We start from the raw sequence: 16,158 nt of genomic DNA on the forward strand, positions 1-16,158 counted from the left end.
CGCCGGCATATCAAAACCTTCGAATATCTCCTCCATCGCGCAATCTCCTCCATCGCGCAATACATTACCCGATTGTCGATGAGTTATTGTTAAATCCTGCAACCTGCAACCTGCAACCTGCCCCTTGCCACTGTTTATTTATATATTCCGGTACTCATAATTTTTCTTTCTCTGTAAAAAACTGAACAATGCCTGAAAATCCATGACCCTTTTTTGTAAGTTTGCCGTTTTACAACACTAATAAAACTCCGGAAGATGAAAAACGTCATTGGAATACGCCACGAAGACAAATACACCATGGAAAGGCGCGTACCTCTTATTCCCGATCATGTATCACAAATGGTGAAGCAAAATGGAATCCACGTGTTGGTTCAGAGCTCACCCAAACGCATCTTCAGGGATGGGGAATTTGCTGCAGCCGGTGCTTCAATAGTGGATGACCTGAAAAAAGCCAATGTCATTTTTGGTGTTAAGGAGATTCCTCCGGAAGTGTTTGAAGAAGGAAAAGCTTATGTTTTTTTCTCCCACGTGATTAAAGGGCAGCCCTACAACATGCCTATGTTGAAAAAAATGATGGAGATAAAATGCTCCCTGATCGATTATGAAAAAGTTACCGACGACACCGGCAAAAGGCTTATCTTTTTCGGTCGTTTTGCCGGTCTTGCCGGGATGATCAATTCATTGTGGTCCCTGGGCCGGCGTTACCAGGTATTGGGCATCGAAACCCCCTTCCTGGAAATTAAACAATCGCATACCTATCATTCCCTGGAAGATGCCGCTAAGGATGTGATGAAAGCCGGCCTGGAAATTGCTCATAAGGGTTTACCGGAAAAAATTCCTCCGATGGTAATCGGGTTTACGGGTTATGGTCAGGTATCGCACGGGGCACAGGAAATTGCGTCCCTGCTGCCATCCATGGAGATTACACCGGAAGAACTGCTTGAGATGGGAAAAAGCGGTAACTTTCCCCGTAATGTCATCCTAAAGGTTATTTTTAAAGAATGGCACTTGTCGGAACATAATGATCATCCGGAAACCTTTGATCTTAGTCATTATTATGCTCATCCGGAAGAATATCACAATGTGTTTGAAAAATATGTTCCTTACCTGACTGTTCTGATGAATTGCATGTACTGGGATGTAAGATATCCCAGAATAGTCACTAAGGATTTCCTGGAAAGACTTTATAAAGGTGGTAATCCGAAACTTACTGTTATCGGGGATGTCACCTGCGACCCGGATGGATCAATAGAATGTACGCATACAGGAACACATATCGAGGATCCTGTCTTTGTTTATAACCCCTTCACCCGGAAGTACACCATGGGTTTTGAAGGAGAGGGGATCCTGGATATGGCTGTTGATATCCTGCCCAGTGAATTACCCAGAGAATCATCGATTGCATTTAGCAATGCCCTTTTGCCTTATGTGAATGGTATTGCCGGTGCCGACTTTAATGCCGATTTTTATCATGTTCAGCTGCCGCCACCGATTAAAAGGGCTATGATACTTCATCAGGGAAAGCTGACCCCGGACTTTGAATACATCAACAAATACTTAAAATAATTAACGACTGAAAAACTTTGTTTTATGAAAAAAGTTCTCATTCTCGGTGCCGGAATGGTGGTGAAGCCCATCGTTCAGTATCTGCTGAAGGCAGGATATGGTGTTAGTGTTGCAACCAGGACAAAATCGAAGGCAGACGCCATGATAGATGGTCACCCCAATGGGGTTTCCCTTGCCTGGACCGTTGAGGATGAAGCAACGCTCGACAAACTTATCCGGGATCATGATCTCACGGTCAGCTTGCTTCCATATGCCTATCATGTGATGGTTGCAAAGAAATGCATCGCCCATGGTAAAAATATGGTTACCACTTCTTATGTAAAACCTGAAATGAAAGCTCTCGACGGCGAAGCCAGGAAAGCTGGAATTATCATCCTGAATGAACTCGGCCTTGATCCCGGCATCGACCATATGTCGGCCATGCGCATAATCGACCATGTACATGATAAAGGTGGAAAAATTGAAGAGTTTTATTCATTTTGCGGTGCGCTGGTTGCCCCGGAAGTTGAGAAAAATCCCTTTAATTATAAGTTTACCTGGGCTCCAAAGGGTGTAGTCATGGCCGGAAATAACGATGGTAAATATCTGCGGCATGGAGAGGTGAAATATATACCCACAGAGAACCTGTTCAAAGATGTGTACAAAGTTGATTTCCCGGAAGTCGGGATGCTTGAAGTATATCCGAACCGGGACTCCCTGCCCTATGTTGAACTCTATGGTATTCCGGAAACCCGCACCATGTTCAGAGGAACATTCCGCTATAGCAAATGGTGCGAAATCATTGATGCGTTCAAATCACTGAACCTGCTTTCATACGATAAATTTTCTATGGAAGGGATGACCTTTGCCGGTTTTATGGCCAAAATGACCGGGTCTGATCATACGAACGACATTAAAAAGCAGATTGCTGAAAAATTGGGGGTTGATACCAATGCCAACCCGGTAATTGCTCTGGAATGGCTGGGTATGTTCGATGAAAAGCCCATGAACCGCAAGGAAGATAGTCCATTTGAAGTCATATCCGATCAGATGATAGGGAAGATGATGATAGAAAAAAGTGAGCGTGATATGGTTGTCATGCAACATACCTTCGTGGCCAAATATCCTGATGGCAAAGCGGAAGTGATCAAATCCAGGATGCTCGACTTCGGTACACCGGGAGGGGATACTTCTGTTGCCCGCACGGTTGCGTTGCCGGCTGCATGCGGCGTAGAAATGATCCTCGAAGGTCAGATTACAGAAAAAGGTGTCCATATCCCTGTGATTCCTGAGATTTACAACCCCATCCTGGATCATCTTGAGAAACTGGGAATAGCCATGGCAGAGGAATATGGATTGCCATTGAGTGAAACCATAAAATAACGAAAAACCGGATGCGGATTTTTCTGTATATTCTGATTGCCGTTTTGGTCTTTTACCTGGTATCAGGATTGATTAAAAGAAGCAACAGGGGAAAGGGTCAACCGGAGAGCCCGCCTCGTTCCCGGCGAAAATCATCATACGCAAAATGGGTAGGAGGGGGGCTTGGATGGGCCTTTGGCGGTCCTATCGGTGGTATCCTTGGCTTTGTGTTCGGCTCGATTTACGACGGCATGCAAAGCGGTTCCTATGAATACAAGGGCACACAAACCGGCGATTTCAGCGCCAGCCTCCTGATCCTCACTGCCGCGGTGATGAAGGCAGATGGTAAGGTGGTAAAATCAGAACTGGATTATGTGAGAAATTTTCTCATCGCTCAATTCGGTCAGGAAGAAGCTCAGAAGCAGATTTTGATACTCAGGGAAATCCTGAAACAGGATATACAGGTGAAGGATGTGTGCGCACAGATCGCTCAGTATATGGAATATCCTTCCAGACTTCAGCTTTTGCATATCCTTTTCGGTATTTCCTCCGCCGACCGGCATTATCACGATGCCGAGGTAAATATGATCGAACAGATTGGAATTTACCTCGGCATCCGGCCGGAAGATTTCCGCTCCATCCGCGCTATGTTTATCAAAGACATTGATTCGGCCTATAAAATCCTGGAAGTTTCACCCGATACCACCGATGAAGAAGTGAAAAAAGCTTACCATCGCATGGCGGTGAAATATCATCCCGATAAAGTAGCCCACCTCGGCGAAGATATCCGTAAAGCCGCTACCGAAAAATTTCAGAAACTCAACGCCGCCTACGAGGAGATTAAGAAGAGAAGGGGGATGAAGTAGATCGGAGATCGGAGATCGGAGATCGGAGATCTGAGATCGGAGATCGGAGATCTGAGATCTGAGATCTGAGTTATGGGTTATAAAATAAGCATTTTTTTATATTTTCCCCTCCTAACCATATAACCATATAACAATATACCAATATAATCAATTATAAAACTTCCACGATACTCCAAACTTAAATGCAGCATCCTGCATGGGATAATGGGGGACCATATAATAACGGTGATCTCCGAACAAAGTATTGAAATGCTGGTATTTCAGGAAGATAACAGCTCTTTTTACTCTTAACATCAAATAAACGTCCATGTAAACATAGTTTCCGATTTCTTTTTCATCCTGAAGATAGAAACTCCGCAGGGCAGGCATGTATGCATCGGCATAATAAGCCGTGTTATAGAAAAAATCTACTCCGGGTTGTATGGTAGCGGCCCGGCCAAATATCCAGGAACGGAAAAAGAGGGAGGCATTTGCTGCGAAATCCGGAAGACGAAGTATGTCCTTATTTGTTGAATGTTGATAGATCAACTCGCCGTCGAGACAAAATTTCCAGAACCATTGTTCCCGTGAAAGGTAGGCACGGTAAACATTGAACGTTTTGTTATGCTGGGCGGGTAAGGCATTTTGGTCGAGGTAAACAAAATTGCCCAGGCTCATATATACGACTCCGGCACTAAGCCTTTTCCTGGTGTACGACAACCCGGCCTGAAAATTATCTTCCTTGCTGAAGCTGTTTTCCCAGCGGAAATTGTTTGCCGAATAGCGGTGGTAAAAATATGCCGGCTCCTGTTTCGATATTCTGGCCATCAGATAAAGGGTTCCCCGTGGAATACTGTCTTTCATGAATTTATACCCTATCCCTGCTTTTCCTGAAAAATCACCATTGTTGTAATCCCCGCTGATCACAGCGTATTGAGCGTTTATAAAGAAATTTTCCAGGAAACGGTAATGAAATCCTGCGCTGTACTGCCATTGCCGCAGATATTCTCTGGGGATATATCCGCCAAGTTCAGTATATCTGTATTTTGCTCCCATATAAATATAAAAAGGCTTCAGGAAAGCTGAATCATTATAACCCAGATTTGACCAGGTAATGCCGTTTTCAACATTGAAATAATAGACGGAATCAAATGTCCGGGTTGAATCCAGATAAATGTGATCATAGAATCCCGATTTGGGATCATCATCGATATATTTTTGTGTTTGCCTGATCTGGTAATAAGTATAGGTAATCCTTCCAAATTTCGATTTTTGGCCTTCCGGTCCGGATGGTTTTGAAAGGTTGACATACTGGTTTACAAAAAAACTGTTCTCCTTGATCTGATTTTGCGCGCTGTTCAGGTTTACCAGGTATAACTGCCGGTCGGTTTCCAGTCCCAGTTCGAATATGCTGTCGCTTTGTATCCCCCCGTTTTCCTGCACATAAACTTTATTGTGAAGATAGGCTGCCAGAACGCCGTATCTCCGGTTGTTCGTGAAAAACTGTGCTTTTCCCGTAAAGCTTTTGTCATCCGCCTTCTGGCGTTTATAACGGCCCGGGGCAAAAACATAACGGAAATTAGCTCCGATGCCTACATTACGGGAGATGTTCCGGTCGAACTTAATTTTCAGGATTTGTTCCTTCTTACCACCCATAGCATAAAAAATATCGGTGTATGGATCACTCAGGAGATAATACTCGGTGTTCAGGGGAGTATACAGGTATTCATCAAAGCTGTGTTGACCAAAGTCAAATCCGTTTTTCCAGGAAGGAGTGAATATAAGACTTTCGTACGCCAATCCCGGATTTCCCAGGCTGGCGAAAAAAGGATTATTTTGATGCAGTGGCGTAAAATATTGAGCATCCTTCATGCTGACTTTCACCGAATGGATTTTCCCTAAAGCCAGACTGTCGGCATTATGAAGAAAATACCGGGCATCCGAACTGTCTTTGGAAGTAATGATGGAATCACATTCCTGGGCGGAGGAATAAGGCGGCAGAAATGAACAAATGATTAGTATATAAACAATAGCTAAAAATAAGCGCATGTGTAATCCTGGTTGTCTTATGAACAGGGTTTATTGTGGTGGTAAAGGTATGAAGAATTTTTAAACGGTCTCCAGCTCTTGCCAGAGGCTAAAGGCGCTTAAACTTTTTAATAATCTCTCTCCAACCCCAACCTGTACAAAAAATTTACCTACCTTAGGTTTTTCAAATCAATACATCTGAAAGGCTATGATTCGCATTCTGATAATCGACGATGAAACGAATATCCGTACCATGATTGCAGGTCTTATTCAGGATTATTGCAAATCTGCAACAGTTATTGGCCAGGCAGCAAGTGTCAGTGAGGGTGTTGAAAAAATACAGTTATTACACCCTGATCTGGTATTGCTGGATGTAAAAATGAGTGACGGAACGGGTTTTGATCTGCTGAATAAAATTAATAGTATTGATTTCAAGGTGATTTTTATCACTGCTCATGAGGAATTTGCCATGAAGGCAATCAAGTTTTCGGCTTTGGATTATATCCTGAAACCTGTAGATCCGGATGAGTTGATTCGGGCAATAGATAATGCTGCCAAAGAAATGGAAGTCTCTCAGGAAACCCAGTTGCACCATCTGAAGGAATTTGTGAAACCGGCATCAAAATCCGAAAAAAAGATATTGCTTAAAACCCTGGAAAGTATGCATGTTGTTTCCCTGAATCAGATTTGTTGCGGCGAAGGAGAGGGTGGGTACACGCGTTTCCATATTCAGAATGGGAAATGCATTTTAGTATCCAAGACCCTGGGAGAATACGAGGAACTTCTTTTAGATTACGGTTTTTTCCGGGTACACCGTTCGTTCCTGGTAAATCTGGAAAAAGTGCAGAGTTTTGAACGTGAAGATGGCGGTTATCTGATTATGGACGGAGATTTGAAAGTTCCGGTAGCCTCACGAAAGCGGGAACATCTTCTCAAACTGCTTGAAAAACTTACAGAATAATTCTATGTTGATGATATCCGGCCTTTCCGTTGATGTAGCATCTTTTCTCCGCAAGCCTTTCTTCTTGTTGTTCATTTCGTTGCTGATGGTTTTTCCGCATGTGGCTTTCTCTCAAAATAGCCGCAATCAGGAAATTATTGATAGTTTGAGGTATATCGCCGATACTTCCCATGGCCGTAACAGGGTTTTTGCGCTGCGCTGTCTTGCGAATGAACTGGTAGAAAAGGGTTTTCCGGGTTCTAAAGACCAGTATTTTTCTTTGCTGTCCGAAGCTCTGGATCTATCTGAAGAAATGGGTTATAAAGATGAGATTAACAACTTGCGGCGTATTATTGGCAGGGAACTGGCAGAAGCAGGTTTTTTCCGGGAATCCTTGCCATATGCCCGTGCAGTAATAGATAGCACTTCAGGTTTAAATACAACAACGGACTCAAACCTGATGATGGGAGGATACAGCGTTTTATCCTTGGCTTACCGGGGTCTTGGTAAATATGATTCTGCGTTGTATTTTCTGAATAAGGCATTGAAAATAGGGGAGCATATTGTTTCGCGAAACACACTCGCCAGTACCTACCTCCAGTTGGCCGGATTGTATATAAGCATGGGGGATCCCCTTGCTGCTTTGGAATCGCACAAGGAAGCTTATTACATTAAGAAAAACAGCCGGGATCCGCAGGATCGTGAAAACATTGGTGCGTTTTCAAGAGTTCTTGGATACTCTTTCATGACCAATGGAAATTACAAAATGGCATTACGGTATTTCCGTGAGGCCGATTCACTATATGGAAATATGCAGGACAAATCCCTAAGGGTTAAAGTGTACCATACTCAGCAGGCTGCAAATATTGCCCGGGTTTACCAGCATTGGGGAAAACTGGATTCCGCATTGCTTTTCAGGCAGCTTGCCCTGCAAAGATTCAGCGACTATGGCATCGGGGAAACCAACATAAATGTTCCCAACCAGTATTGCTACATCGGAACCATATACCGTGAACAGGGCGATTTTCGACAGGCTCAGGAGTTTTTCAACCGGTCACTTGTTTTAAGAAAGCAAATTAAAGACTCCTTGGGTGTAGGAATGTGTCTGGACGAAATGGCGGAAATGGCAAGATTAAAAGGCGATCATCAGCAGGCTGTTAATATGTTACAGGAAGCGCTTTCCTGGAAAACTTCATTTCGTGTGGGGGAAATTGACCCGTTTCGCCATTCCCAATGGCTGGAAAGCCGATCAGAAACATATTTGTATTTGGGGAAAGTCTTTGCCGACTGGGATAAGCCTGCCGATGCACTGCTTTATTACGATACCTCCCTGATGTTGTGCAGGCGTATTAATTTTTTGCGGGGAATGTCAATTGCAGAATTTTACCGTGGTCTGGCCTGGCAACAGAAAGGGGAACAAGATACAGCCATGCGGTATTTTCAGAGATCCCTGGAGCTTGCCCGCCGAATGGATAACCGTCATCTGGAGGCCAGGGCTTTGGCAGGAATTGCCGGATTGAAGATTATCCTGAATGAAATTCCTGCTGCATTAAGCTATTATGAGACAGCTTTGGCAATTTATATAGAAAATGGCTTTATCCGAGAGATACCGGAAATATATCTCAGGCTTGGTCAGACATTTGTTAAATCCGGCAACAGGCTTCGGGCAGTAGATATGCTGAATAAGGCATATGAACATTCCGGGGCCCTGGGAATGATTAACATCCAGTCAGAGGCAGCCTTATTGTTGGCTGAGTTATACGAAAATGCAGGAAATCAAAGCATGGCTGTATATTTCCTGAAAGAATATATCTTGTTTCATGATTCTGTTTTTAAAATTGAAACCCATCGACAGCTTTCAGAAATGCAGGCTTTACACGAATCGCAACAGCAACAAATGACCATACGGCAATTGAACCAGGAAAACGAACTGAATATATACCGCGCCAATCGCTCAGAGTATGTGATCATCAGTCTTGGAGCCATAGTGATCATTATTTTGCTTTTTGTTGTCCTGTTTATTCGTCAGGTGCAGTTACGCAATCAGCAATCAGCCATGCTGAATCAACAGCAGTTGTTTCGTGTGCAAATGAATCCGCATTTCATTTTCAACAGCCTGACCCATATCCAGCATTATATCTTTGCACGGGATCCCATGAAAGCAGGTAAATACCTTGCCGTGTTTGCCAAGCTTATGCGCAATATCCTGGAACATTCCCGCTGTGATCAGATCACCCTCAGGGAAGAAATTGAAACGATCAGCCGCTATCTGGAGTTGCAGCAACTGCGGTTTGAAAACAAACTGGTATATGAGTTAATTGTCGATGAGTCTCTCGATCAGGACCTTACTGAAATCCCACCGATGCTGGCGCAACCCTTTATTGAAAATGCAATTGAACACGGCATCCGAAATAAAGAGGGGAGAGGAAGTGTTTTTGTGAGGATCTTTACCCGGGATCATGCCATCGTTTTCGAAATTGAAGACGACGGCATTGGCAGAAAGAAAGCTGCTTTGCTGAAAGAAAAAAAACAACATAACCATCAATCCACGGCCGTAATCCTCACCCAAAGCCGGCTTCAGAACCTCTGGGGCAAAAAGAAACCCAATGATATCTTTGAAATACGCGACTTGTACGACCTAAACGGTAGTCCAGCAGGAACCCTGGTGAGATTCCTAATCCCAGAATCCTGATCCCTGCCCCCCCGAAACTTGCCCGTTGTAACCTGCAATTTTCTGCATTCACCAGTTTTTTCCCGGCATTCACAAGTTAAACCCGGGCGTTTATTCATCGCATTCATTTAAGCCTTCTGTTAAACCTATCTTTAGGGTAATGATGCCTATTTTCTATTGAATGAACCGCAAGAAAACCATTTTAAATGATGAACCTTATCTCTATCAGGAGATTTTTCTGGGAATGGCCATAGCTGTTGGAATGATCCTGATGATGGTCAATAGCCTGGCAGGCAAACTGGTGCTTATCATTGGTGTGGCATTTATTTCAGGGATTTATATATCACGGATCTTAAGGGTTTTCCAATTAAGAAATAACTTTCACAACCGCCTTCTGTCATCCTTGAACAACCTGGCTATGCTAATAGTATCTGCCTGTACTTTAATGTTATTGCTGATGAAAAGTCATCACGAAACTGTTTTTTATTCCGGGCTTGGTATGATTGTGCTAACCTGTCTTCTGGATTTTATTTTTTTGTATAACGATAAAGGAATCAATCGGTTTACCTTGCTTCTGAGGCTTATGATTGCTCTTATAGTGTTAATTGTATTTTTTCTCTTATAAAATATAAGAATCTTAAAAAAAATAGTCATGAAAACTTTACTTACCAAGAAAAGAAAGGAAAAGGAACCTCTCTTAAAAGCAAATTTTTACCTGATAATTGTTTTTTTACTTCTGCTGGCCGGATGTTATCAATTTGAATTTGTAAATCAGCCCTGGCATGCCGATCCTGAGAGCGATTTCGAAGTGCAGGTCGCTGTGAGCTTCTATGGTGAATATGGAGGCTATGCTCCCATGTTCGGGATACTGCTTCCGCAAGGATGGGTTCCTGAAGATTCAATAGTTTATACCATTGATGATCCCTATTTTTCAGGAACACTCATCCATTCCGACAGTCTCTCGCAGGCAATGGAAATCCGCCAGCCCGCGCCCGAAGGTTATTACTGGTGGGTGATGCAGGATACGGTGCCATTGAATATACATGGCATTTATTATGCATCATTCAGGATCTTCACCGATGAACAGACGGGCACTTTCTTCCTGGATTATATGATGGGCTCTACCTATCATGGATTGAATTTCCAAAGGAGCAACGACCATATGATCATCGTGGGGGATGTGCAGGGATGTGCTCCGGAAGGTATCGTATTCACCAGCCAGCAACAGGTCGACAGTTTTCCGCTTAATTATCCGGCATGCAGCTCGGTGGCCGGCGATATCGTCATTAATGGCGATGATATCAGCAGCCTTAACGCCTTATCGGGCATAACAGGGATCGGTGGAAGCCTGAAAATCTCGGGCAATTCATGGTATGGTAATCCTTTATTGGAAAACCTTGATGGTTTGGAGAATATTGCATCCGTCGGAGGGTCGCTCATCATCGAGAACGATCTTATACTTGAAAATATCGCCGGTCTTGGAAATCTGGAGCATGTAGGCAGGGACATATTCATGCACATGAATATGGAGTTTACGGGCTTTGGCGCTGCGATGAGCCTGGACAGTGTGGGGAGGGATATGATCATTTACAACAATCAATTATTGAATAGCCTCGCGGGACTGGAGTTACTCACGGATGTCGGTGGTAAACTGGAAATCACGGCGAACCCGTCACTGTTGAATTTATCGGGACTGACCGGCCTGACAAGCTTGTCGCACGACTTTAATATTACAAACAACAATGCCCTGACGAACCTTACGGGGCTTGAAAACCTTACTGATGTGGCAGGATGGTTTCAAATCTACGACAACAATGCCCTGACGAGCCTTACGGGGCTTGAAAACCTTACTGATGTTACAGGATTTCTTTATATCTCCTATAACGATTCACTGCAAAGCCTTGCGGGACTGGAAGGGCTTGTGGACCTCAGCGGTTCATTAGTGATCCGTAATGCTATGCTGAATGATCTCTCAGGATTGCATAATCTTGAAACTGCAGGCGGCCAGGTTTACATCTATAATAATGAATCGTTGACCAGCCTTTCCGGTTTGGAAAATCTGAGTGCCGTTCAGGATGTTTTATCGATCGGGGACAATACCAAGCTGATTAACCTGTCGGGCCTGGAGGGTCTTCAGTATACCGGAGGACTTTTGGTTTATTCCAACGATTCACTGGAAAGCCTGGAGGGGTTGAACAGCCTTGTTTCGGTCAGGGGGGATTTTTCAGTTCATATGAATGACATGATGGCTGACTTTTCCGGGCTGCCGGCCCTGGATTCCGTTACGGGGCGGTTTAATATCAGTGGGAACCCGGTGATCACCAGCCTGGAGGGGCTTGAAAACCTGTCCTATATCGGTGATACTGTTTCAATTCACAGTAATAGTCAACTGTCAAGCCTTTCAGGAATCGACAATGTAGAGTCTTCCTCCATCCTGGGTCTGACCATTCGCGATAATCCAGGCCTTTCGGAATGCCACGTTGCCAGTATTTGCGGATACCTTGCTGCCCCCGGAGGGGAAGTTAAAATATACAACAATGCGCCCGGATGCAACGGCCCGGCAGAAGTTGCCTGGCACTGCGGGACCACGATCCCCTGCCTGCCGTATGGTAATTATTATTTCTGTACGCAGAATGAGATCGACCTTTTCCCTCAGAGTTTTCCAGGATGTACCGACCTGATGGGCAATGTAACGATCAACGGACCAGATATCAACAGCCTTGACAGCTTACGCAACCTCAACTCCATAGAAAAATATCTTAGCATCCATACAAATGGGCTTCTGGAATCCCTGGGAGGGCTGAACTCCCTTGATTCGGTGGGCGGCCGCCTGATCATCATGTATAATCATTCACTCCAGAACCTTGATGGGCTGAATGAACTCTTAGCCGTGGGCGGCTACCTGGACATTACGCAAGACTCAAGCCTGGTAAGCCTCTCAGGTCTCGATATGCTGGAATCCGTCGGGGGGACACTCAGCATCAGGATCAACCCATCCCTGACAGATATCTCCGGCCTCCATGAGCTTAGCTCCCTCGGGGGTGACCTGGTAATCTTATCCAATGAGCAGTTGCAAAACCTTGAAGGCCTGGAAGGCCTAACCTCTGCCGGATCGGTTATAATCAATTCCAATCCTATGCTGACCAGCCTGTCGGGACTTCAGAATATTAGCAAGGTATCGGGAACGCTTCGGTTAGGATCGAATGACGCATTGAACGATCTTTCTGGCCTTGCTAACATCGAACAGATTGGAAGAGATCTGGAGATAAGGGGAAATCTTTCGCTTGACAATCTTACCGGGCTGGAAAATCTCTCCAGTATTGGAGGAAAGCTTCAGATAAGGGAAAACCTTTCGCTTGACAATCTTACCGGGCTGGAAAATCTCTCCAGTATTGGCGGATGGCTTGAGTTCTATGACAATGGTTCTCTGGAAAACCTTCTGGCCCTGGAAAACCTGACTTCCATAAACGGTAGAATTTTTATTAGTAGTAATTTCAATCTGTTGACCCTTGAAGGCCTGGAAAATATTGATGCAGGAACGATCAATGAAATATTGATAAATGGGAATCCCCATTTATCGTTTTGTGCTGTGCAGAGCGTCTGCGATTACCTGGCCAGCCCGTACGCTAACGTCTGGATTGAAAATAACGCCTATGGCTGCAATTCGCCGGAAGAAGTGGACTCAGTTTGCCTGATCGTGCATATCGGCGGGCCGGAACCGGGTTGGACGGAAGAAATTGTTGTGTATCCCAATCCCTCGGCAGATCATACTAACATATCCGGATTTCCTGCTTCTCAGGGCACAATATACCTCAGCATCTACAACATAAACGGCTTATGTATGCTCCAGGAAAGGATCAGTCCTGGAAATGCAGGAACAAATGTTTATGAAATTGACCTTGGCCCTTACCCTGAAGGGATGTATTTCATCCACATCCGGAGTGGTAGTGAGGTGGTGACGAGGAAGGTGTTGAAGTTATGAGGTTTGGGATATGAGGCAGGTGACCATGAGACTGTGAGACTCTGGGACGATTAATGACGAAATCCCTGCCTGCCCTCCTACGGCGGGTTAACCGGCAGACAGGTTTAATTTTTGAATTATTTACTTAAACATGGACACCTGAAACAAATTCTTGGGCATCAGGCATCGGACTTCAGTTATCAGGCGTCGGGCGTCAGATAGCTTCAAAATTGAATTCGTCCGCTGTGACCATTATACATGAGTTATGCACTATGCTGAACATTATTACAAACCCAAATAAAAACATCATGAAAAAATTTACTCTACTTATCGTTTTGTCAATAATCATCCAGACTATTGGATTTTCTCAACCATGTCCAGATAGCATTGGTTTCACTTCACAAGTACAGATTGACAGTTTTCAAATAAACTTCCCTAATTGTTCGGAAATTGAGGGATTAGTCTTCATTGGTCATCCTGAATATGATACCGATATTGATAATCTCGAAGGGTTAAACACTTTGACCTCAATTGGTGGTGACTTAGTGATCACGGGTACTGTATCTTTGACGAATTTATCAGGCCTTGAAAACCTCAATTCAATTGGAGGATCCCTTAATTTCGGTGCAAACTTTATGCTCGGTACTACTGGAAACTTAGGGTTAATCAGCCTTGAAGGATTAGACAATTTAACTACTATTGGTGGTCAATTAAGTATTGAACATCATCCTAATCTGCTAAATTTGAATGGATTGCAAAATCTGACTTCGATAGGATATTTCCTTCATATTGAAAACAACCAATCTCTTACAGATATTAGTGGAGTAGAAAATATTAATGCAGGAACAATTTCTGGATTGGACATTAATAATAATATATCCTTATCAACATGCGATGTGCAAAGCATCTGCGATTATTTGGCAGTGCCTGGTAGTAATGTTGAAATCTGGGGTAATGCCCCCGGTTGCAACAGCCAGGAAGAGGTGGAAGAGGCATGTGAAAGTACCTCCTGCCTGCCAGGGGGAATTTATTTCGGGACCCAGGAAGAGATTGACAATTTCCCCATAAATTATCCGGATTGTAATGTCATTGAAGGGAGTGTGGGTATTAAAGGGGATGATATTACAAATCTCGCCGGATTAAGCCAAATAACCGAAATTAATGGAGACTTAAGGATCGGCCCCGGCGATTTGCAAGGATATTTTGCCAATCCGAATCTTACAAGCTTATCGGGTTTGGATAATTTAACGGCTGTCGGGGGGAAGCTTAGGATTTTCGGGGATACCTCGTTGATCAATCTTGACGGTCTGGAAAACCTCCATTCTGTGGGTGGAAGTCTTATTATAGGTATGACAAAGTTTATAAGCCTGCAAGGATTGGATAACCTGCATTCAATAGGAGGTTCTTTAGATATTAGTTGTGGATATTTAACCACCCTGGCCGGTTTGGAGAATCTGGAATCTGTTGAAAACCTTGATATTTCATATTGTCAAGCACTTGAAAACATAAATGCTTTGTCAGGGCTAACTGAGGTTGGTAATAATATTGAAATACGCTATACAGCATTGACTGATCTGGCCGGGCTGGACAATATTACCCATATTGGTGGTACCTTAGGTTTGGTGCATAATCCCAATTTATCTGATCTTTCCGGATTGGGTAACCTGACAGAATTAAACGGATTTCTAGCGGTTTATAGCAATGCCTCGTTAACCAGTTTAACTGATCTTGAAAATATACAAGGAAGCTCAATAGAAAATTTAATCATTAAAGAAAATCCCTTGCTTGCCCAATGTGATGTTGAGAGCGTTTGTGAATTTCTTGCCTCGCCCAACGGAACCATTGAAATCTGGGGTAATGCCCCCGGCTGCAACAGCCCGGAGGAGGTGGAGGAAGCGTGCTTAGGCTCAATAAAAGATAATTCAGAAGATATTGAATTCACCATTAAGCCCAATCCTGTTTCCGTTTTTGCGGAAATAAGTTTGAATTCACCCGGAAGCCGGCATATTGAGATTTCTTTTTTCAACACCACAGGCATTTGTGTCAAAAGCTGGCAATATCCGCAAAGTCAAACCGGCAAAAACCATTTTATCCTCAATTTGAAGGAAATTCCTGAAGGCATCTATTTCTGCAGGGTGCAGGCGGGGAATAAAGTAATGACGAGGAAAGTGGTGAAATTGTAAGAATGATCCCGGGTGAATTGGCAATGATCAGAGAGAATTAATCATGGTTATTTAATCGAGGAGGGGAGGAGGGGTATAAAAAAAAAGACCGGTCAAAGACCGGTCTTTTAATAAAAGTTGGCGACGACATACTCTCCCACGTAAGTAGTACCATCTGCGCTGGTGGGCTTAACTTCTCTGTTCGGAAAGGGAAGAGGTGGACCCCACCGCAATAGTCACCTGAAGCTTTTGCGCTGCCATGAGGCAGATCAGTATCGTAATGACATATTTATGAAAGAAAATACAAAAAGCGGCGTCGAGGTAAAAGAACGATTATGGAGTAGAAAGTTAACGGGTAATTAGTACCACTCGGCTTTGACATTACTGCCTTTACACCTGTGGCCTATCAACGTTCTGATCTTGAACGACCCTTAAAGGAAGCCTCATCTTGAGCTAAGTTTCGTGCTTAGATGCTTTCAGCACTTATCTCATCCATACATAGCTACCCTGCGATGCAGCTGGCGCCACAACAGGTACACTAGAGGTATGTCCAACCCGGTCCTCTCGTACTAGAGTCAGGTGCTCTCAAGCTTCCAACGCCCACAGCAGATAGGGACCGAACTGTCTCGCGACGTTCTGAACCC

The 16,158-nt window shown here is 44.0% G+C and carries 9 protein-coding genes and 2 rRNA genes; 8 read left to right on the top strand and 3 right to left on the bottom strand.

Translation table 11 applies throughout. The features are described from left to right. The first annotated feature begins 255 nt into the window (after positions 1–255). The 3 genes from KKA81_03150 to KKA81_03160 are packed head-to-tail and all read left to right on the top strand — an operon-like array spanning position 256 to position 3,773. Complete coding sequence (locus KKA81_03150; GenBank protein ID MBU2649908.1) at positions 256–1,566, top strand: hypothetical protein; 1,311 nt, start codon at positions 256–258, stop codon at positions 1,564–1,566. A gap of 24 nt (positions 1,567–1,590) precedes the next feature. After that, positions 1,591–2,928 carry a saccharopine dehydrogenase NADP-binding domain-containing protein gene (locus KKA81_03155; GenBank protein ID MBU2649909.1) on the top strand — a complete coding sequence of 446 codons (1,338 nt, stop codon included), beginning with the start codon at positions 1,591–1,593 and terminating at the stop codon, positions 2,926–2,928. Positions 2,929–2,939: 11 nt separating this feature from the next. Then, a complete protein-coding gene (locus KKA81_03160) occupies positions 2,940–3,773 on the top strand; it encodes a TerB family tellurite resistance protein (protein ID MBU2649910.1) in 834 nt (277 codons plus the stop codon). A gap of 147 nt (positions 3,774–3,920) precedes the next feature. Here KKA81_03160 and KKA81_03165 read toward each other — a convergent pair whose 3' ends face one another. Then, on the bottom strand, positions 3,921–5,801 hold the full coding sequence (locus KKA81_03165; protein MBU2649911.1) for a putative porin: 1,881 nt from the start codon (positions 5,799–5,801) through the stop codon (positions 3,921–3,923). Positions 5,802–5,988: 187 nt separating this feature from the next. Between KKA81_03165 and KKA81_03170 the strand changes: the two genes are divergently transcribed. The 5 genes from KKA81_03170 to KKA81_03190 all read left to right on the top strand — a co-directional run bounded on the left by KKA81_03170 (position 5,989) and on the right by KKA81_03190 (position 15,535). Further along, positions 5,989–6,741 carry a LytTR family DNA-binding domain-containing protein gene (locus KKA81_03170; GenBank protein MBU2649912.1) on the top strand — a complete coding sequence of 251 codons (753 nt, stop codon included), beginning with the start codon at positions 5,989–5,991 and terminating at the stop codon, positions 6,739–6,741. Beyond that, positions 6,722–9,412, top strand: a complete 2,691-nt coding sequence (locus tag KKA81_03175; protein MBU2649913.1) for a tetratricopeptide repeat protein — start codon at positions 6,722–6,724, stop codon at positions 9,410–9,412. The genes KKA81_03170 and KKA81_03175 overlap by 20 nt, the downstream gene beginning before the upstream one ends. Before the next feature lie 160 nt (positions 9,413–9,572). After that, positions 9,573–10,016, top strand: coding sequence for a hypothetical protein (locus KKA81_03180; protein MBU2649914.1), 444 nt, complete (start codon positions 9,573–9,575; stop codon positions 10,014–10,016). 27 nt (positions 10,017–10,043) lie between these two features. Further along, positions 10,044–13,373, top strand: a complete 3,330-nt coding sequence (locus KKA81_03185; GenBank protein MBU2649915.1) for a T9SS type A sorting domain-containing protein — start codon at positions 10,044–10,046, stop codon at positions 13,371–13,373. Positions 13,374–13,660: 287 nt separating this feature from the next. Next, positions 13,661–15,535: a T9SS type A sorting domain-containing protein gene (locus KKA81_03190; GenBank protein MBU2649916.1), complete on the top strand. Its 1,875-nt coding sequence runs from the start codon at positions 13,661–13,663 to the stop codon at positions 15,533–15,535. A 115-nt stretch (positions 15,536–15,650) separates the two neighbouring features. Here the strand turns inward: KKA81_03190 and rrf are convergent. Both rrf and KKA81_03200 read right to left on the bottom strand, forming a co-directional pair. Beyond that, a 5S ribosomal RNA gene (gene rrf / locus KKA81_03195) occupies positions 15,651–15,758 on the bottom strand. A gap of 94 nt (positions 15,759–15,852) precedes the next feature. Then, positions 15,853–16,158, bottom strand: a 23S ribosomal RNA gene (locus KKA81_03200); the annotation flags it as partial.

Source organism: Bacteroidota bacterium (assembly GCA_018831055.1).
Taxonomy (GTDB): domain Bacteria; phylum Bacteroidota; class Bacteroidia; order Bacteroidales; family B18-G4; genus M55B132.